The sequence below is a fragment of the Veillonella sp. S13053-19 genome (genome assembly GCF_002959835.1).
GTDB classification, from domain to species: domain Bacteria; phylum Bacillota; class Negativicutes; order Veillonellales; family Veillonellaceae; genus Veillonella; species Veillonella rogosae.
The window spans coordinates 167,040-186,837 of the sequence record NZ_PPDA01000015.1 but is presented as its reverse complement, the minus strand read 5'-3'; the positions used below and the strand labels follow the sequence as shown (position 1 = coordinate 186,837).

The 19,798-nt window shown below is 43.6% G+C and carries 19 protein-coding genes; all 19 read left to right on the top strand.

The annotated features are described in order from the left end of the window. Positions 1 to 156: 156 nt before the first annotated feature. The 19 genes from VEHSUH06_RS10260 to VEHSUH06_RS10165 all read left to right on the top strand — a co-directional run bounded on the left by VEHSUH06_RS10260 (position 157) and on the right by VEHSUH06_RS10165 (position 19,788). Positions 157 to 612, top strand: coding sequence for a hypothetical protein (locus VEHSUH06_RS10260; RefSeq protein ID WP_105098809.1), 456 nt, complete (start codon positions 157 to 159; stop codon positions 610 to 612). Then, a complete protein-coding gene (locus VEHSUH06_RS10255; RefSeq protein ID WP_105098808.1) occupies positions 602 to 1,975 on the top strand; it encodes a DEAD/DEAH box helicase in 1,374 nt (457 codons plus the stop codon). Before VEHSUH06_RS10260 ends, VEHSUH06_RS10255 begins: the two co-directional genes overlap by 11 nt. Then, positions 1,972 to 2,454 carry a DUF4406 domain-containing protein gene (locus VEHSUH06_RS10250; RefSeq protein WP_105098807.1) on the top strand — a complete coding sequence of 161 codons (483 nt, stop codon included), beginning with the start codon at positions 1,972 to 1,974 and terminating at the stop codon, positions 2,452 to 2,454. Before VEHSUH06_RS10255 ends, VEHSUH06_RS10250 begins: the two co-directional genes overlap by 4 nt. Further along, positions 2,429 to 3,394 (top strand): DNA methyltransferase, encoded by a 966-nt coding sequence (locus VEHSUH06_RS10245; protein ID WP_105098806.1) that lies wholly within the window; start codon positions 2,429 to 2,431, stop codon positions 3,392 to 3,394. The genes VEHSUH06_RS10250 and VEHSUH06_RS10245 overlap by 26 nt, the downstream gene beginning before the upstream one ends. Continuing rightward, on the top strand, positions 3,387 to 3,956 hold the full coding sequence (locus VEHSUH06_RS10240; protein ID WP_105098805.1) for a hypothetical protein: 570 nt from the start codon (positions 3,387 to 3,389) through the stop codon (positions 3,954 to 3,956). Before VEHSUH06_RS10245 ends, VEHSUH06_RS10240 begins: the two co-directional genes overlap by 8 nt. Then, the gene (locus VEHSUH06_RS10235; RefSeq protein ID WP_105098804.1) at positions 3,956 to 5,140 is read left to right on the top strand and encodes a DUF2800 domain-containing protein; all 1,185 of its coding nucleotides are present in this window, start codon (positions 3,956 to 3,958) and stop codon (positions 5,138 to 5,140) included. The genes VEHSUH06_RS10240 and VEHSUH06_RS10235 overlap by 1 nt, the downstream gene beginning before the upstream one ends. Positions 5,141 to 5,142: 2 nt before the next feature. Further along, the gene (locus VEHSUH06_RS10230; RefSeq protein WP_105098803.1) at positions 5,143 to 5,862 is read left to right on the top strand and encodes a DUF2815 family protein; all 720 of its coding nucleotides are present in this window, start codon (positions 5,143 to 5,145) and stop codon (positions 5,860 to 5,862) included. A 12-nt stretch (positions 5,863 to 5,874) separates the two neighbouring features. Further along, complete coding sequence (locus VEHSUH06_RS10225) at positions 5,875 to 7,839, top strand: DNA polymerase (RefSeq protein ID WP_105098802.1); 1,965 nt, start codon at positions 5,875 to 5,877, stop codon at positions 7,837 to 7,839. A gap of 141 nt (positions 7,840 to 7,980) precedes the next feature. After that, positions 7,981 to 10,326 (top strand): virulence-associated E family protein, encoded by a 2,346-nt coding sequence (locus VEHSUH06_RS10220; RefSeq protein WP_233187944.1) that lies wholly within the window; start codon positions 7,981 to 7,983, stop codon positions 10,324 to 10,326. Positions 10,327 to 10,597: 271 nt separating this feature from the next. Further along, entirely contained in the window at positions 10,598 to 10,894 is a 297-nt protein-coding gene (locus VEHSUH06_RS10215) for a VRR-NUC domain-containing protein (RefSeq protein ID WP_105098800.1), read from the top strand. Next, a complete protein-coding gene (locus VEHSUH06_RS10210) occupies positions 10,894 to 12,276 on the top strand; it encodes a DEAD/DEAH box helicase (protein ID WP_105098799.1) in 1,383 nt (460 codons plus the stop codon). Before VEHSUH06_RS10215 ends, VEHSUH06_RS10210 begins: the two co-directional genes overlap by 1 nt. 1 nt (position 12,277) lies before the next feature. Further along, complete coding sequence (locus tag VEHSUH06_RS10205; RefSeq protein ID WP_199179793.1) at positions 12,278 to 12,790, top strand: DUF3310 domain-containing protein; 513 nt, start codon at positions 12,278 to 12,280, stop codon at positions 12,788 to 12,790. Further along, on the top strand, positions 12,762 to 13,016 hold the full coding sequence (locus tag VEHSUH06_RS10200) for a hypothetical protein (RefSeq protein ID WP_105098798.1): 255 nt from the start codon (positions 12,762 to 12,764) through the stop codon (positions 13,014 to 13,016). The genes VEHSUH06_RS10205 and VEHSUH06_RS10200 overlap by 29 nt, the downstream gene beginning before the upstream one ends. Before the next feature lie 177 nt (positions 13,017 to 13,193). Continuing rightward, a complete protein-coding gene (locus VEHSUH06_RS10190; protein WP_105098796.1) occupies positions 13,194 to 13,580 on the top strand; it encodes a DUF1492 domain-containing protein in 387 nt (128 codons plus the stop codon). 293 nt (positions 13,581 to 13,873) lie between these two features. Further along, positions 13,874 to 14,410 (top strand): hypothetical protein, encoded by a 537-nt coding sequence (locus tag VEHSUH06_RS10185; RefSeq protein ID WP_105098795.1) that lies wholly within the window; start codon positions 13,874 to 13,876, stop codon positions 14,408 to 14,410. 145 nt (positions 14,411 to 14,555) lie between these two features. Beyond that, entirely contained in the window at positions 14,556 to 16,199 is a 1,644-nt protein-coding gene (locus VEHSUH06_RS10180; protein WP_233187943.1) for a terminase gpA endonuclease subunit, read from the top strand. Between the two features lie 87 nt (positions 16,200 to 16,286). After that, positions 16,287 to 16,421 carry a hypothetical protein gene (locus VEHSUH06_RS10915; protein ID WP_255404248.1) on the top strand — a complete coding sequence of 45 codons (135 nt, stop codon included), beginning with the start codon at positions 16,287 to 16,289 and terminating at the stop codon, positions 16,419 to 16,421. After that, on the top strand, positions 16,406 to 17,899 hold the full coding sequence (locus VEHSUH06_RS10170; protein WP_370397697.1) for a phage portal protein: 1,494 nt from the start codon (positions 16,406 to 16,408) through the stop codon (positions 17,897 to 17,899). Before VEHSUH06_RS10915 ends, VEHSUH06_RS10170 begins: the two co-directional genes overlap by 16 nt. Next, entirely contained in the window at positions 17,899 to 19,788 is a 1,890-nt protein-coding gene (locus VEHSUH06_RS10165) for a prohead protease/major capsid protein fusion protein (protein WP_105098791.1), read from the top strand. Before VEHSUH06_RS10170 ends, VEHSUH06_RS10165 begins: the two co-directional genes overlap by 1 nt. The last annotated feature ends 10 nt before the right edge of the window (positions 19,789 to 19,798 follow it).

Sequence of the window (19,798 nt, the reverse complement as noted above, 5' to 3'; positions counted from 1 at the left end):
GCGAAATTGTAGTACCTGTCCAAAGCGAGATTATTGCATTCCTGATGAATGCGAGGATTTGGGCATAAAAAATGAGCCTGATGATGCGGCAACATCAACAAGCTCAAATTAGAAAAATAATATTCTACGTTGATTATATCACAGAAAGGACATCTTATGGAATTCCTATTAGTTACTTACGATACCAGTGATTATTACTGGCAAAATAACACACCAGTACATAACCCAGATGAATTTTGGTTTAGATATTACGAATCCGATACAAATATTCCAATCGATAACATTGGTGTTGGTGATTGGGTTGTTGTTAAATCAAGAAATGGACTAGGCGTTGCTCGTGTTTTGAAAAAGGCAAAAGACCTTGATACTGTTCGGATGCAAGGTTTCAAAGGGAACGTCATTAAACAGGTCATTGCTGTTATCGATACTTCTAAATGCGATAAACGTGAAAGCGATCGAGCTAAGTTGGAGGATATCGAAAAGAAACTCGAACAAAAGGCTAAGAACGCTGAGCGCTTGACTATGTACCGATTACTTGCAAAAGATAATCCAGAATTCTCGGCATTACTTACTGAGTATGAATCTGTAAAGGCGTCTGTCTATGAATTATAACGCTTTCATCAACTCCAAGTCTAAAATGTCAGAATCTCACGGATTTGTTATTGATGCAGATATGCTAAACATACACCTATTTGACTTTCAACGAGATATTGTTAAGTGGGCCTTGGCAAAAGGTAAAGCTGCCATATTCGCGGATTGTGGATTAGGTAAAACTTTAATGCAGCTGTCCTGGGCATATGAGATTTATCTACACACGGGTGGATCAGTACTCATATTAGCACCACTAGCTGTGGCCGCTCAAACACAGTCCGAGGGTGAACGTTTCGATATTCCTGTGACTATATGCGAATCCGATGATGATATTGTGCCAGGCGTTAATATTACGAATTATGAGAAATTGGGACGATTCAATACTGACAATTTGATAGGTGTCGTGCTTGATGAATCGAGTATCCTAAAGTCGTTTACTGGTAAAGTACGTACGGATTTAATAAATCGATTCAGTAATACACCATATCGGTTGGCATGTACTGCAACACCTGCTCCAAATGACTATATGGAGCTTGGCAATCATGCGGAGTTCCTCGGCATTATGAGCCGTAATGAGTTGCTATCTATGTATTTCACACACGATGGTAGTGATACCGCTAAATGGAGATTAAAAGGCCATGCAGAGAATACCTTTTGGGAGTGGATGGCGTCATGGGCAGTAGTGCTAGATAATCCGGCATCCCTGGGTTATGAAGATGATGGCTATGAATTGCCTGAGTTACACGTACATGAAATTGTTGTTGATAAAACAGGTGAGGATGTCCCTACTTTATCCTTACTGGAACGCCGCAGGGCTCGCAAAGCATCTCTTGAATCAAGATGTAGAGCAGCAGCTGATTTAGTCAATGCATCTAATGAGCAATGGCTAGTGTGGTGCGACCTTAATGATGAATCGACTACTTTGAAAGAAATGATTGATCTCGCAGAGGACGTCAAAGGTAGTGATAAGGCAACTCGAAAACAGGGCATGATGTTAGGTTTTGGTTCTGGATTCCTAAAATGCTTGGTGACAAAACCAAGTATCGCTGGATTCGGAATGAACTGGCAAAACTGCCACAATATGATATTTGTTGGGCTATCTGATAGCTACGAGCAGTATTATCAGGCACTTCGCCGATGTTGGCGATTTGGCCAGAAGCATGAGGTGAACGCATATATTGTAATCTCCGAAAAGGAGGGCGCGGTTAAAGCAAACATCGAACGTAAGGAAGCGGATGCTATAAAAATGAGGGACGCTATGATTGCACTAACCCGTGACGCTGTTCGTACTGAATTATCTAAAACTAGACGGGAATCAACGGAATACAATCCGTGTGTGCCGATGGTGTTGCCTAACTGGGCAGAAATGAGGGCTGTTATATGACTAAAATTTACATAAGCCATCCATTCGGAGGATTGGCTAAAAATAAAAAGAATGCTGACTCGGTATTAAAATGGCTGCAGGATGATATGGGCGTATTTCCAATAAAGGAACCTTTTGGAAGTGATACTCATAATATATTCCTATCACCTATTCACATATTGGGGCATCTGTATAATAAGGTCGATTATGATACCGGCATAGGCTGGTGCATTGACCTTCTAAGTGGCTGCGATGCAATCATAGTGTGCAACGGCTGGGAGAACTCAACCGGGTGCAATTTAGAGCTAGCTTATGCTAAGGATCATAACATAAGAGTCATCCACATCAATGAGTTAAGAGCAGCCAAATTAACTAAATTAGCTGTTGACGCAGGCATGAATAAAGCTATAGCCTCCCTTGCTGGAGTCGCAATGCTGCAAGCGCTAAATAAGAAAGCAAAGGAGGACTTACAACGTGAACGTGCTAAATCAGTTAATTGAGTCCCGATTTGCAATTTATAACGGCGACTCAGTAGAAGTGCTAAAAGGGCTACCTGATGATAGCGTTCATTACTCGATATTTAGCCCGCCATTTAGTAGTTTGTATGTCTACTCTAATTCTGATAGGGATATGGGCAACTCATCTACTGATATCGAGTTTTGGCAACATTTCAAGTATTTAATCGCAGAACTATACCGTGTAATAATGCCTGGGCGATTAGTATCGGTCCATTGTATGGATTTACCACTCACGAAATCCAGGGACGGTGTTATCGGAATGAAAGACTTTCCTGGTGACATTATTCGAGCCTTTCAGGATGCTGGATTCGTGATGCACTCCCGAGTCACGATTTGGAAAGACCCTCTCATTGAGGCTACTCGGACAAAGGCTCTAGGGCTTTTACATAAGCAAATTGTAAAAGATTCTGCCATGTGCCGTATGGGGGCGCCTGATTACATCGTTACATTGCGTAAACCTGGTGACAATCCGGAGCCCATCGCGCATCCAGAAGGGTTTACCCAGTTTTTCGGTCAAGAGGAACCTGAGGGAATCAAAGGAATTGAAAGACCTACGCCCGATCCAGTTTTGTTTGATAAAAAGCAAAAATACAATACGGAGCCTATATATAGCCATCAAGTATGGCGCCGATATGCTAATCCTGTATGGGCCGATATCCGCCAAACGCATACGCTGAATTATAAAGCAGCTCGTGACAATAAGGACGAACGTCATATTTGCCCGCTGCAGCTAGATACTGTGGCTCGATGCATAGAATTGTGGAGTAATCCAAATGATATCGTACTTGATCCATTTGCTGGTATTGGGACGGTCCCAGTTATGGCACTTCGTATGGGCCGTAGGGCTTTAGGGTTCGAGCTAAAAGAATCGTATTATAAGCAATCAATTATTAATATTCAGGAGGAGTTAAATAATGATTAAAGTTGAAGTTCAAGGAGTTAATGTACTAGACGTATATAATCAGCTAAAAGCTGTGTTAAATCAATTCAAAAGTTTTGTAGATAGCGATAGAGCAATGGATGATAAAGCCCCTGGCATAGTGGACGCAGTAGTATCTACAGTAGCGGCACCGTCCGTGTGCATATCTAATCTTACACCACAAGATACAAATCAAGTTGTGCCTACTACAACAGTAACTATGCAACCAAACTCGGTATCCATGACGGTACCTAATGCAGCTGTACAAGTTACTCCTACTCAAGTAGCTGTTACAGCACCAACTGTCAACGTGGCAACTGATGCCCCGGTACAAACAGTTACCGCACCTGTGCAAATACCTGTTACTGCTCCCGTATCTCAGGAAGTTAAAAAGTATACATTGCCTGAAATTCAAGCGGCGCTTGCACCATTACTTGACGCAGGAAAAGCTGTAGAATTGCAACAATTAATGGCACAATTCGGTGTTCAATACTTGGGTGAAGTACCTGAGGACAGATACCCCGAATTAGTAAATGCGATTAGAGGATTGGGGGCAAGAATCTAATGGCACCTCGATCACATGCATTATTAAACGCATCGGGGTCGCACCGGTGGCTGCATTGTACAGCCGCCCCTCTTCTAGAGGAGAACTTTCCCGATAGCACATCTGTATATGCAAAGGAAGGAACCCTGGCACACGAACTGTGTGAGTTAAAACTACAGAAGTATACCACGGCCATGGCGAAATCCACATATACTCGCAAGTTCAACAAAATCAAAAAGGATGAGTTGTGGCAACCAGAAATGGACGATACCTCGGAAACATACCTTGAATATGTCAAAGGTGTTATGTTAGGTTGCACGGCAACTCCAGTAGTAGCCATTGAAAAACGCGTTGATTTTAGCCGTTATGTACCCGATGGATTCGGCACAGCTGACTGTATCATCCTATCTGGGGACACCTTGCACATCGTTGACTATAAGCACGGAAAAGGGGTAGTCGTTGATGCGGAACGCAATCCGCAAATGATGTTATATGCTCTTGGTGCGATTGATGCGTATAGATTACTCTATATGTTCAATACGGTCAAAATGACTATCGTACAGCCCCGTGTTAATAATATCAGCGAATGGGAAATCCCTACGGCAGAACTACTGGAGTGGGGTAATACATTCGTCAAACCTCGTGCAGACGAGGCTATATCTGGCAATGGTAAATTTGAACCCGGCGACTGGTGCAGATTCTGCAGGGCGAAACAACAGTGCAAAGCCCGATATGATGCAAACGACTCATTATACAGTGCGCTAGTTTCTAATCATGATCCTCGGCTTATCTCGATGACAGAACTCGGTGAATACCTTCGTCGAGGGAAAGACGTTGCTGCATGGCTTGAAGATATGAAAGACTACGCACTCACTGAATCTCTTAATGGGGTGACAGTCCCTGGCTGGAAAGCTGTAGAGGGTCGTGGTAGTCGGGCATTTCAAGACACCGATGCTGCTATTGACACTTTAATCAAAGCAGGTATCGATGAAAGCATTCTATATGAACGCAAGACATTAACATTGGCACAGATGGAAAAGACCATCGGTAAGACCCAATTTAATGATATGGTAGGCGATATGATTGTTAAAAAAGCAGGCAAGCCTACCTTAGTTGAGGAATCCGATAAGCGCCCTCGGATTACCAATCAACCTACTGCGGCGCAAATATTTAATGTATCTAATGATAATAATGGAGGTAATTAATTATGTCATTCGTTCCACAACCAACTGAAGTATTATTGCAAAATGTTCGCGTATCCTACTGCCATCTATTAGAACCTTGGGCTAATTCCACACAGCCTGGTGCTAAACCTAGATATTCAGCTACTATTCTTTTACCTAAAACTGATGTAGCTCAACACCAAGCTCTCATGAATGCTATCGAAGCTGCTATCCAATCAGCTCGTACTAAATTCGGCGCACGTGTTCCGGCACAGCCAAAAGTGCCAATTCATGACGGCGATGGATACACACAATCTGGTAAGGAGTTTGGTCCTGAATGTAAAGGTCATTGGGTATTTACAGCAGCACAAGATGCTAGCTATAAAGTTGAAGTAGTAGATCTTCAAGGTAACCCTCTCACAAATCCTACACAAGTATACTCCGGCATGTATGTCAATGTACTCGTTCGATTCTTCTTCTACTCCAATCAATCCACTGGTATCGGATGTGGTTTGGGCCCTGTTCAAAAAGTACGCGATGGTGAAGCGTTGGGTAGCATGCCTGTTGCAGCATCCTCTGTATTTGGTGCACCTCAAGGTAGTGCGGCTAATGTGTATACCGGTGCTCCAGTAGCAGCAGGTCAACCTGTGCAACAACAAGCAGCTCAACAAGGTTATGTACAACCGGCATATGCTACGACACCTCAGCAATCCGTGCAGCAAGCTCCTGTAGGGATTAACCCTGTAACTGGTCAACCTTACTAATAGGTGCCTGATATGAGGCATCTAAGTATTGATATAGAAACATATTCATCGACTGATATCTCATTCGGAGTGTACAAATATACTGAATCGCCTGATTTCGCCATATTACTATTTGCGTATTCCTACGACTTTGGTCCTGTTGAAGTTGTAGATTTAGCGCAGGGAGGAGTAATTCCTGACAGTGTAATTCGTGATTTATTAAGTCCAGATGTAATCAAGCATGCTTACAATGCACAATTTGAAATTACGTGTCTAAATCGTGCAGGGTTACTCACATCTGTTGATCAGTGGCAGTGCACGATGATTCACGGTGCCTACCTAGGATATCCTATGGGCCTAGCCTTACTCGGCAAGGCCCTGGGGTTACCTCAGGATAAGAAAAAGGACACATCGGGGAAAGCACTTATTAAGTACTTTTGTGCACCATGTAAGCCTACCAAACGTAATGGGGGCCGTACTCGTAATCTACCTAGACATGATATGGATAAGTGGAATGCATTCATTGAGTACAACCGCCAGGACGTTATCACTGAGATGGAATGTTATCACAGATTAGCCTCATTCCCCGTACCTGATGATACGTGGAAAGATTGGTATCTTGATATCCAAATCAATAGTAGCGGTGTACGCATTGACCATGAATTGGTTGAGGGGGCCTTATACATTGATGAGGAAAATCGAGAAATGTTGATGAATGAGGCTTACCAAATCACGGGGCTTAGCAACCCTAACAGCCGAAATCAATTGCTTGATTGGCTAAACAATAATACTAATGTCAGTCTTGATAAATTAACTAAGGACACTGTGGCCGATGCTCTGATGGATGCTGATGACGTTGCCGCAAAAGTACTCATGATTCGTAAAAAGCTAGCTAAGTCATCGGTATCTAAATATACGATGACCGATAGCGCTATGGGATCAGATTTTCGTCTCAGAGGAACGTTACAATTTTATGGTGCCAACCGTACCGGACGCTGGGCGGGTCGTCTTATCCAGGTGCAGAACCTGCCGAGGAATTACATCGAGAACCTTGACACGGCTAGGCATCTTGTTAAAACCAAAAACCGTCAAGGGCTAGAACTTCTATATGGCGATGTATCGGATACGTTATCTCAATTAATTCGCACCTCAATTATTGCTGAAGAAGGCAATACATTATGTGTGGCCGACTTCTCGGCCATTGAGGCTCGTGTTATTGCATGGTTATCGGGAGAACATTGGCGGCAACGTGTATTCGCTGAGGGCGGAGATATATACTGTGCTTCTGCATCATCTATGTTTGGCGTCCCTGTTGTTAAACATGGCGAAAATGGACACCTTAGACAAAAGGGCAAAGTCGCTGAATTGGCACTCGGTTATCAAGGCGGAGTGAATGCATTAAAAGCCATGGGAGCTCTTGAAATGGGACTCCATGAGGAGGAATTACCTGAAATCGTAAATTTATGGCGCAACGCATCGCCTAGAATACGAGATTTGTGGTATGCCGTTGAGAATGCGGCCGTGTACACCGTTACTACCGGGAATCCTATAGGCCTTGACCACGGCATTATGTTCCGTTTGGAAATTGATCCAATGTACGGTTACCGTTATATGACGATTGAACTACCTAGCGGACGTAAGCTATTTTATCCTAGCCCAAGCATTAAGAAAAATGCATTCGGTAAGGATGCTGTACATTTTAAGACTAAGGTAAACGCTGCATGGGTTACTGAAAGCACCTATGGCGGCAAATTAGTCGAAAACATCACACAAGCAGTCGCTCGTGATTGCTTAGCTTTGACTCTGCGCCGATTGGCGGATGTAGGATATCAAATTATCATGCACATCCATGATGAAGCTGTACTTGAAATCAACAAGGAGAATGCAGAATCTACGTTAAATGATGTTAACGCTATATTCTCAATTGACATTCCTTGGGCAGATGGACTGCTATTATCATCAGCAGGTTTTACTAACGACTATTATATGAAAGATTAGGAGGGGATACACTTGCAAAACGATAAACTGATTACCATCAGTATCGGTGCGAGTCGCACATCAAAGCAATGGACCCGTACGGAGATGTTGTGGTCCGAGTTTTGTGAACGCCTCAAAATCCCCGTTCGTACAACAGAAACCGTGGACGAATATCACAGATTGCCAAAATCTGAGAAAAGCAAGCTAAAGGACATAGGCGGCTTTGTTGGTGGTACTTTAAACGGTCTACAGCGTAAAGCTATTAACGTGTCTGGGCGTGATCTGATTACCCTCGATATGGATGCCATATCGCCTGGGGAAACTGAGAACGTCGCTCGCACGATTGATAGCCTAGGCATGGCTTATGTCATCTACTCTACCCGTTCTCATACGGTGCATCGTCCACGGTTACGTGTTATCGTCCCTACTGATAGAACGATGACACCTGATGAGTATGAGCCTGTCGCTCGTAAGCTGGCAGAGCTCATCGGCATTGGTATGATGGACGGAACTACGTTCGAGGCCTCTCGGCTTATGTATTGGCCATCATGTCCGAATGATGCACAGTACGTATATTACGTAGGCGATAAGGCATTCTTATCTGCTGACGGTATGCTTAACCAATATACTGATTGGCGAGATGTGCGTTCTTGGCCACAAGTACCAGGTAAGGAAGCATCGCAGCATGAAAAACAGCTACTTGCAAAGCAAGCTGATCCAAGAGAAAAACCAGGTATCGTAGGTGCCTTTTGTCGAATATATGGTATCCGTGAGGCGATTGATAAATTCATACCTCATGCATATGTCGATGTTGACGGCAGCGAGGACCGCTTAACGTTTGTTACTGGCTCAACGGTAGCAGGGGCGGTTATCTATGATGACGATACATTCCTGTTCAGTCACCATAATACTGACCCGTGCAGTGGTCAACTGGTTAATGCCTTTGACCTTATCCGGTTGCATAAGTTCCACAGCTTAGACGAGACCGCTAAGGATGGGACACCTGGGCATAAGCTGCCATCTTACATGGCTATGGCTAAACTAGCTATGCAAGATACGATAGTCGTTAACGAACTCAACATGGCCCGTGCTCGAGAATCGGCATCAAATGTATTCGCTGATATTATCACGGATGTATCGGCTCACGCTGAGACATCCGACCTCGACCCTAATGCGTTGACAAACGTCGACTGGATGAAAAGTTCGACTTTAAAGTACGACGAGAACGGTCGACCTAAGAACACATTGGATAACATGCTTAAAATCATGCACCATGATCCAGCGCTTGTCGGTAGACTTGCCTATGATAGATTTGGTTCGAGATACGTGGCAAAAGGGGCCCTACCATGGAACCCAACACCAGGACTTCGTATATGGACAGACGCAGATGATGCGGGCTTACGGTGGTACCTAGAAAATAAATATGATATCACCGGCAAAGATAAAATCATGGATGCCCTCATTATGTGCGCTGAACAAAATGGATTTAATGAAGTACTAGATTACCTTAACGGGTTATCCTGGGACGGCATTGCCCGATTAGATACCATATTCATCGACTACTTAGGGGCTGAGGATAATGTGTATACCCGTGCAGCCGCTAGAAAGTCATTTACGGCGGCAGTAGCGCGAGCGTTTGAGCCTGGATGCAAGTATGACACAATGCCAATTCTTATCGGCGGTCAGGGTATTGGTAAAAGTACTCTTATCCGCACAATGGGCAAGAAGTGGTACGCTGATGGCTTAAATACCTTTGAAGGTAAGGAAGCTGCAGAAGGTATTCAAGGTAAATGGATTATAGAAGCCGGTGAAATGGCTGGGTATTCGAGGGCTGAAGAAAATGCATCTAAGCAGTTCTTAAGTCGTCAAGTAGATGTATTTCGTCAAGCCTATGGCCGACGTACGCAAGAGTATCCTCGGCAGTGTGTGTTCTTTGGCAGTACGAATCAATATGAATTTCTAAAAGATATTACAGGCAATCGCCGATTTTGGCCTATTGATCTTGAGATGACGACTCCGCGAAAGAACATATTTGTTAATCTTCCGGGAGAAGTTGACCAGTTATGGGCGGAGGCCTTGTATCGTTATAAAAGCGGGGAAAGCCTCATTATTGAGGATGACCCGGCTGTACTAAAACTGGCTGATGCGGCTAGAGAGGCGCATATGGAATCAAACACTAAAGCAGGACTGATTAATGAGTTTTTATTAATCAAGGTACCTTTAAATTGGAATGTGATGAGTCGTAGCGCCCGGAGGACGTTCCTTAGCATGAATGCTAAACCTGCCGAGGGGCAAGAGTTAGTATATCGTGACCGTATTTGTGCAGCAGAGGTATGGTGGGAATGTTTCGGTAACGACCCAAGTCGCATGAAGAAGAGCGAGACCAGGGAAATTAATCAAATACTGGCGGACTCCCCGTACACAATGGGGGGAAGTCAGATAATGAGATTTGGTGAATATGGACATCAAAGAGGGTTCAGAATCAACGAGTCAAAACTGAAATTTTAGTGTTAACATCCCCAATTAAGCGTTAACATTCTCAGTATTTTTGTTAACATTAGAATGTTAACAAAATCGGAGAATGTTAACGTACCATGTTAACGCATAAAGTCAGTATTTATCTATATTCATATATGTTGGTTAACATTGTTAACATTATATACTGGTAAATATCAAAACAAAGAGTTTTAAGAAAAAATACGCCCTTTACAGCCTTAATTTGAACCCTCATATACGCGTATGTAGACATGTTAACGTTTAAGAATTTCAGAGGTGAGAAATGCTAGAAAAAGATATCGAGAGAAAATTAATTGCAGGTGTCAAACGTGCGGGAGGTAAAGCGTATAAGTTTGTATCCCCTGGTAATGTCGGTGTGCCTGATCGTATCGTCATATGGCCGAATGGTGTTATACATTTCGTAGAATTGAAGACATCCAAAGGCGTACTTTCGCGATTGCAGGGTGTCCAAGCCCGTGAACTTCAAAAGCTAAATCAAAAAGTATTTGTGTTAAAAGGTGCAGATGCAGTGGCTGGTTATTTGGAACAATTTACGGAAGAATTCGGGGTGAAAGCGTAATGCAGTTTATTCCGCATGCGTATCAGCGATATTGTATCGACAAGACCGTTAATCAAAATAAGATAGGGTTATTCCTGGATATGGGTTTAGGGAAAACGATTATCACGTTATCTGCCATATACGAATTGAAGTACTCCAGATTTGCCATCCGTAAAGTGTTAATCATAGCGCCTAAGAAAGTAGCGGAGGCTACATGGCAACGAGAAGCACGAAAATGGGACGGTGTAGGTATATTAAGGATATCTACTGTATTAGGCAGCTTGAAAAAGCGTATTAAGGCGTTAAACACACCTGCCGACATCTACATCATCAATCGTGAGAATGTAACGTGGTTAGTTGATTACTACAAGAATACATGGCCATTTGACATGGTAGTTGTGGATGAATCTAGTTCCTTTAAAAACCATACAGCTAAGCGTTTTAAGTCATTAGCCTATATGCATAACCACATCAAGCGCATGGTGTTGTTAACAGGTACGCCAGCCCCTAACGGATTAATCGACCTATGGGCGCAAGTGTATTTATTAGACCGTGGTGAGTCATTAGGGAAAACATATACAGGATTTAGAGATTACTATTTCGAGCCCGATCAGAGGTCACGCGAAATGGTGTACTCCTATAAACCTAAATCCGATTCAAATGACAGTATCATGGCAGCAATATCTGGGTTATGCATATCCATGAAAGCAAGTGACTATTTGGAGCTACCTCCAGTAATCAACGATATTAAATATGTGCAGTTAGATTCAAAAGCAAAAAAAGCCTATGAAGATATGGAACGCACATCTGTATTAGAGTTGATCGAAGCTGACGAAGATATCACAGCTTTGAGTGCGGCAGCATTATCCACAAAGCTACAACAGTTAGCGAACGGTGCCGTATATGATGGCGATAGGAACGTTCACGAGATACATGGTTGTAAAATTGAGGCATTTATGGAACTTGTAGAACAGTTAAACGGCAAGCCTGCATTAGTGTTTTATAATTTCAAGCATGACTGCGAACGACTAAAAGCAGCATTAGCTAAGACTAAATTACGAGTCTGTGAGTTAAAGGGTGCCGATGATGAGATAGCGTGGAATGCTGGAGAGATTGATATTCTATTAGCGCATCCGGCTAGTACGGCATATGGGCTTAACTTACAGGACGGCGGGAATCACGTAATATGGTTCGGGTTAAATTGGAGTCTTGAGTTATACCAACAAGCTAATAAGCGGTTACATCGCCAAGGTCAAATGGAGAAGGTAATTATCCACCATCTAATATGTGAGGGAACTCGTGACGAGGATATGATGGATGCATTAGCGCAAAAGGACCGGGCGCAGGAATATGTGCTGCAAAGTTTAAAAGCAAGAATCGATAAATACAGAAAGGATGATTGATATGGATCAATTTATAATGGCAGGATTAATTGGAGCTATCGTAGTAATAGTATGTTACATGATTATTCAAGTTACAGATATTGTTGATAAATACTTCGATAATCGAAAATATAAAATTGAAATGGGACTGACCTCAGGTAGATTGTATGAGAGACCAAATAATCCCCCGCCACCACCCATTAAGCTTTCAGCTGATGAAACCTTAAAACGTTTGGCAGCTGATGAAAGATTGAAGTATTTGGGAAAAGTTATAACAGCTAAATCTCCTAATTCTACAATTAAACAACATGATGATATCAATCATCCGAGCCATTATACACAAGGGAATATCGAGGTTATCGATTACATCGAAGATAAGAAACTAGGGTATCGATTGGGTAATGTAGTAAAGTATGTATCCCGAGCTGGGCATAAGGACGATGCAATTAAGGATTTGAAAAAAGCCCGTTGGTATCTAAATCGGGAAATTGCAAAGAGGGAACAGTATGACAAAGATCGAGCGATTACTAATTAACAAAGGGCACTATCTAGATGACACGTATCATCTTGTCATGGATATAGTTAAGGTCGTAGATAATCTCAAAGATAACGTTGCCGAGAGATTAGATGACGACCTAAGTGATGATGCATATGCCATGTGTGAGGAGATGTTTACCGCTGTTGAGCAATGCAAAGCAGACATGGTAGAAGCCATCGAGGATATTGTCGAACGTATGGAGGTAAAGGATGCAAAAGCGTAGGAGCAGGGCAGATGTGATTGTAGGTGCCATACAGTCAGATTTAAGTCTTGCCATCATACGAGCCCGTAATAGACAACTGAGGTCACCTATGTTAGATGATAGAATTCGTGAAAGCGGATACATTGACGGATTACTACGAGCACAGATGATTATCAGTAAATATGGAGACTATCGCATATGATGGCTAGAGAAGAACTTCAAGCTGTCCGTCATACTGAGCAGCGAATGCGTGCGTTAGAGATTCAGCTAGATGCGATTAACCGAGATTTACATTCAGAAGCTATACAGATATGTGAATCAGGAGATGCTATGCCACGAATCAGTAAACACTTACAGGAATGTAGGGAAGAACTAAACAGAGAGTGGGATGAGTTGATTGATTCTCGAAACAAGATCAAGCATGTCATCAGTCAAATCGCTGACGGGCAATACAGGGATGTACTGAATCTCAGATACATTAATGCATTGCCATGGGAGCAGATAGCTGTCGAATTAGGGTATTCATGGCGACAAGTTCACAGACTTCACAAGAGAGCAATAGCTGAATTTGAAAAGATGGCATAGAATGGCACACTCTTAATTTAATATAATGTAAGTGTAGTAGATAGCAGGTAGTGTCTGGCCCGCACAATATGTCTGCCTGCTACACTGCCCCGGGGTAGACCTTACTTAGTTGAGGTCTACCCTTTTTCTTATTGAGTATCAATGATAATAACTAATTGAGAAAATAAAAATTTGGAAAAGGTACTCCGCGGGCGAAAAATGGCCGCTGGTCGCCCCCGCGCGATAGATGTCTCTGTGTAGGAGAAATTTTCCTGTTGAAAGTTGAATGTCAAGAGACAGAAAGGAGGTCGACAATGGCCGACGCAAAACCGAGAGTCAAATTCAATACCGCAGGCGATTTACTCGTATCAAGTGCTCAGCTTTGTGACCTTCTACGAGTAACTCCTGAAATTATTTCCAGGCACCATAAATCAGGAATGCCGAAAGCTGCCACAGGGTGGTGGAATCTTAGAGAGGTGCTCGCATATCTCGGACATGCAAAAGGGGATAAAACAAAAGACCATTCTGCAGCCACTCGAAAGTTAGTTGCTGAAGCTGACTTAAAAGAGTCTAAAGCAGCGCGTGAAAAAAAGCTTCTTGAAATATTAGAGGGTGAATACATATCTCGTGCTGATGTGGCACAGGCATGGGCTAACCGAGTATTGGAGATGAAGATATCGTTTACCAAATTAGGTAAGCGTATCGGAAGTGAGTTCACGGATCCTGAAGAACGTGCTCGTATAGAAAAGGTGGTGAATGGCCTTGTCGAAGAATACCTCGAAAGCTACGCACGCGCAGGTGAGTACACGCCGAAAGTCAAAGCCAAGGGAAAAGGTAAGCCCAAAGGTTGACTGGTTCCCTGAGGAATTAGAGGCATTCAAGCCACCTGAAAGATACACCGTTTCAGAATGGGCAGATAAGTACAGGGTACTGACTAATATATCTGCCGAACCTGGGCGCTGGCGTACAGCACGGACACCATACCTCAAGGAGCCTATGGATAAATTCACAGACCCTCTCATTGAAAGCATCTCGTTATGTTTTGGTGCGCAGATAGGTAAGACAGAAACAGAACTTAATATGATTGGATATGCGTTACATCAAACCGCGTCTCCAACTATGATGGTTTATCCGACGGATACTATCGCGAAATTCGCTAGTGATAAACGTGTGCAGCCAATGATTAGGAGCGTAGAGCCGCTTGCGGACATGTATGACGAAAGCAGTAAGCTACTAGAGTTAGACTTCGTTAACGGGAATTACATGGTGCTCGTAGGAGCGAACTCACCAAGTAGCTTGTCAAGTCGGTCAATTAAGTACTTATTCTTCGATGAAATTGATAAGTACCCAGCTTTCTCCGGTAAGGAAGCGAATCCGATTAAGCTGGCTGAGGAACGTACCAAGACATTCGTTGATAAGAAGATTGTAAGGGTGTCAACTCCTACGATTGAAAGTGGCAATATTTGGCAATCCTATATGGACGCAAATGAACGTAAGCAGTATTACGTGCCATGTCCGCATTGCGGGGTGTCGCAGACCCTCAAATTCAAACAGATAAAATGGCCGGAAGAACACCATGGCAATGCGGATATGATACGTAATACCGCATATTATGAGTGCGAACATTGTAAGCACCGTATTGATGATAAGCATAAGATGGATATGCTCCGGCAAGGTGAATGGCGGGCGGTGAATGAATCGCAAGTTCGAGTCGTCCGGTCGGTCGCCTATCATCTATCATCTCTATATTCTCCATGGGTCACCTTCGGGGATGTAGCGTATGAGTTTGTCAAATCAAAAAATACGCCAAGTGAGCTAATGAACTTCATCAATTCGTGGCTAGCAGAGCCGTGGAAATCTGCGAAAACTAAAAGCACGCAGAACCTCGTGTTTACGCAATCGGAAGTTCCTCGAGGTATTGTGCCACAGCATGCGCCACTACTTATTGCATCTGTCGATGTGCAGCAAGATCATTTCTGGTGGGAGGTTAGAGCCTACGCTCATGGTGTATCAAGTTACTTAGTCGATTATGGTCAAGCAAGTAGTTGGTCAGACTTAACCGAGATACTCATCGATAGAGAATATCCATCAGAGTATGGTGAAGCTCGTAAGATTGTGAGGGCCGGTATCGATAGTGGCTACCGAACAGATGAAGTATATCAGTACTGTGCGCAGTACCCAGAAGTATGTGTGCCGGTTAAAGGCGATTCTTCGCACAGTCCTCTAGCGCCGCCTTATAAGATGAGCAGCATCGAGAAGGGCGTCATCGGAGGCATGAAGCTGTACGTAGTGAATACCGATTATTGGAAGGACTTTATATTTGCACGTATGGTACGTCCGGCTAATGAGCCTGGCACAATTCATTTATTTAAGGATTGCCCAGAGGAATATTCGGAGCACCTCCGGTCGGAGGAAAAGCAAGAAATCCGAAATGTAAAGACCGGAGCAGTTACAGTGCAATGGAAACCATTAACCAGTCATCCAACAAATCACTTGTTGGATACGTGTGTATACAACGCCATGGTGGCGGACTCGGTAGGTGTTAAATACTTACCCGAATATAATCTGGATACCGATGAGGAGGACGAAGATACGGATGCTGAAGATTTTAATGCAGATAGTCGAGGTTGGTTTAGTTAAGAAGGAGGTGAGACCATGAGCGCAAGAGAAGACTTGGAGCGTATTCGAACGATAATCGAGGAAATCGAGACGAATGGATACGCCGAGATGTCTGTAGGTGGTAAGCGATTTAAGACGCATGACCTGCCGACATTATACGCCCGTGAACGTGAGTTAATGTCTCGCGTTGATGATGAGGAAGGCAATAGCACGACATCCTACGTGTCATGGGAGCGACGATGAACATACTCGATAAGGTAATAGCATATTTCAATCCAGAACGAGCTGCCCGTAGAGCATATTTCCGTAGTTCGCTTGAACGTGGATATGATGCGGCGTCAACAGACCGATTGAGTGGCGACTGGATGCCAGTATTTGGTACAGCTGAACAAGTAGCATCAGGCCAACGTGATTTGATCCGAGGTCGTGCACGTGCAGCAGAACTTAATAGTGACCTCGCTGAAAGTGTTGTATTGGCATTACTACGGAATGTAGTAGGTACCGGAATAAAGCCACAGTGCAAAATCAAGACCCGCGCAGGAAAGCTGAACGAAAGACTCAATAAGAGAATTGAGGAGGCTTGGTCTGATTGGGTGGATAAGGAGAATGCGGATATCCGAGGAATATCTACATTCTATGAATTGCAAGAAATGGCTCTACGTCGAATGGTCTATGACGGAGAAATCCTAGTCAATATGACCTCCGAAGGTACAGATATACCACTATCGCTACAGCTTATCGAGGGTGAGAATATCGGAGCCGTATCGGTAAGCGAGAATGGCAACAATATTGTTAATGGTGTGGAAGTTAATAAATATGGAAGACCAATAGCGTATCACGTATTCCAAACTGATCCGTTAGGGATACGGTCATTTAACGAGGCACGATTACCAAGTACTAGGGCTTTCCTATTACATAAACCGCGTAGGCCTAGTGAACTGCGCGGGGTTAGCATGTTAGCCCTCGTATTAAAGCGCATTCACGATGTAGATGAATATATGGATGCCGACCTTATAGCGGCTCGTGTAGCCGCATGTTTTGGCGCGTTTGTAACAAGTAATACTGGGAACGCTCCTATAATTTCTAACAAAACGGACGGCAAAGGTAAGAAAGTTCGTTCAATGGCACCAGGGATTATCCAACATCTACGTGCAGGTGAATCTATTTCGTTTGCGGAACCTAAGCGAAATGCAGGAACCGCATCAGAATATTCGGCGACCCAAACAAGACGCATAGCGTCGGGCATGGGCTTAAGCGCGGACATAGTGACGCGCAACATTAGTGGTAACTTCTCCGCAGCTCGGCAGAATATGCTGGAGGACCAGCAATCATTCAAGCAGATGCAGCGTTTTATAATCGAGCATTTTTGCATGCCTGTATGGCGGGCTTTCATTGAAGCATGCTACCTAAAGGGAATTATCCCGGCCAATGACTATGCAGCAAACCCAAAACTTTATAAGAAAGTAGCGTGGTTAGCTCCAGGCTGGTCTTGGATTGACCCTGTTAAGGAAGTTAATGCTAACAAGGAAGCTATTAAGGCAGGACTCACAACGCTCGAGGACGTATGCAGTGCATCTGGTAAAGACTGGGAAGAAGTACTTGAACAGCGGAAGCTAGAACAAGACCGCATTAAGGAATTGGGTGTTGCCCTTGATATGAATGGGGACATAACGAATCTAGCGGATGATACCACTACTGATATGAAAGGAGATGATAGCTAGTGGGGAAATTTGCAAAGAAGCAGCTCTTAGGTAAATATGCCCGAGAGGCGCAAATTACAAACATCGAGGCGAATGATGACCGTACCGTCGAATTGTCCTTTTCCTCTGAAGAACCATATGAAAGATGGTTCGGAACAGAGATATTGTGTCATGACGAAGGATGCGTTAACCTAGACCGATTTAATAACGGTTTAGGAACATTGCTATTCAATCACAATCGCAGTGCAGTTGTTGGTCACATCGATAAAGTGTGGATTGAAGATAATCGCGGCAAGGCGATTGTTCGATTCGATGAAGATGATGAATCTGAAAAGATTTATCAAAAAGTGTTAAAAGGCACGTTACAAGGTGTGAGTGTCGGATATGACATAAGTCGATATGAGGAATTAATCGATTCCGATTCTAAAAGTTCCAACGGTCGATTTACTGGTCCGGGTTATGTAATCACAGACTGGGAACCGTTGGAAATTAGTATTGTGTCCGTCCCTGCAGATCCAAGTGTAGGGGTAGGCAGAAGTGTAGATGATAATGAGGAGGAACCTATGAAAGGTGATGCAAATGCAAAAGGCACTGAGCAAAACGTGCCACAAGTAGTACCGGAAGTACCAGAGTCCGGAGTTAAAGGTTTTAATGCGGATGACGCTAAAAAATTGATTGCGGCAGAACGTGAACGTGTATCCACAATCACTAGCCTATGCCGTGATTTCGAAGTTGACGGTGTAGATGAATTCATCAAATCCGGCAAATCTGTTGCCGAAGTTCGTGAGGCAGTAATGGATGCGTTGCGTGAACGCAATAAACCAGTATCCGTTAAAGTTGGTGAAGCAGATTCTGATAAGTTCCGCATGGCTATGCAAGATGCTTTGATGATGTCTGCAGGCATCCCTGTTGCGAACCCTGCACCAGGCGCAAATGAACTTCGTTCTATGTCCTTGATGGAATTAGCTCGTGAGTCCTTAGTTCGTGAAGGCTTAACCGCTAACTATGCTGACCGTTTGGAATTGGCACGTGAAGCGATTAACTCCACATCCACATTCCCAATTGCTTTGTCTAACGTAGCAAATAAGTCCTTGGTACAAGGCTATGAAACTGCACCAGCTACATTCGATGCATGGACCGGCAAAGGTAGTAACCGTGATTTTAAACCGGCAAAACGTATTTTACTTTCTGAAACAGCTGAATTGAAACTCGTTCCTGAAGGTGGACAATTCAAGGATTCTAAGTTGGAAGAAGCTGGTAACGACGTTCGTGTATTAACATACGGTCGTACATTCAGCTTAACACGACAAGCTATCATCAATGATGATTTGGGTGTGTTCAAAGATATCGCTTCCAAATTTGGTCGTTCTGCAAAGGATACCATCAACAGCATGGTGTACGGGTTGCTAACAGGTAATACCGTATTGAGTGACGGTAAAGCACTATTCGGTACTGACAGAGGCAACTTGGCGGCTACTGGTACTGAATTAAGTGTTGTATCCTTATCTGCGGGTGTAGCAGCAATGCGCCGTCAAAAGCATATTGGCGAAAATCGCAATTTGAACATCGCACCTACATATTTGATTATTCCGCCAGAACTCGAAGCATTGGCTTACGAATTGGTTAAATCCACAGTGGACCCAGCTCGTAGCAATGCTACAGTTAACCCATTCGGCGGTCGATTCACTATTGTAGTTGATGCGGCATTAACAGATCCACATGCTTGGTATTTAGCCGCACGTCCTACAGATGTTCAAACCATCGAAGTAACGTACTTGAACGGTGTTGAAACACCTCGATTGGAAACACAAACAGGCTTTAAAGTTGACGGCATCGAGTACAAAGTAGCAATGGATTGCAACGCAACAGCGCTCGACTTCCGTGGCTTGTACAAAAACCCTGGTAAATAATTAGTAATTG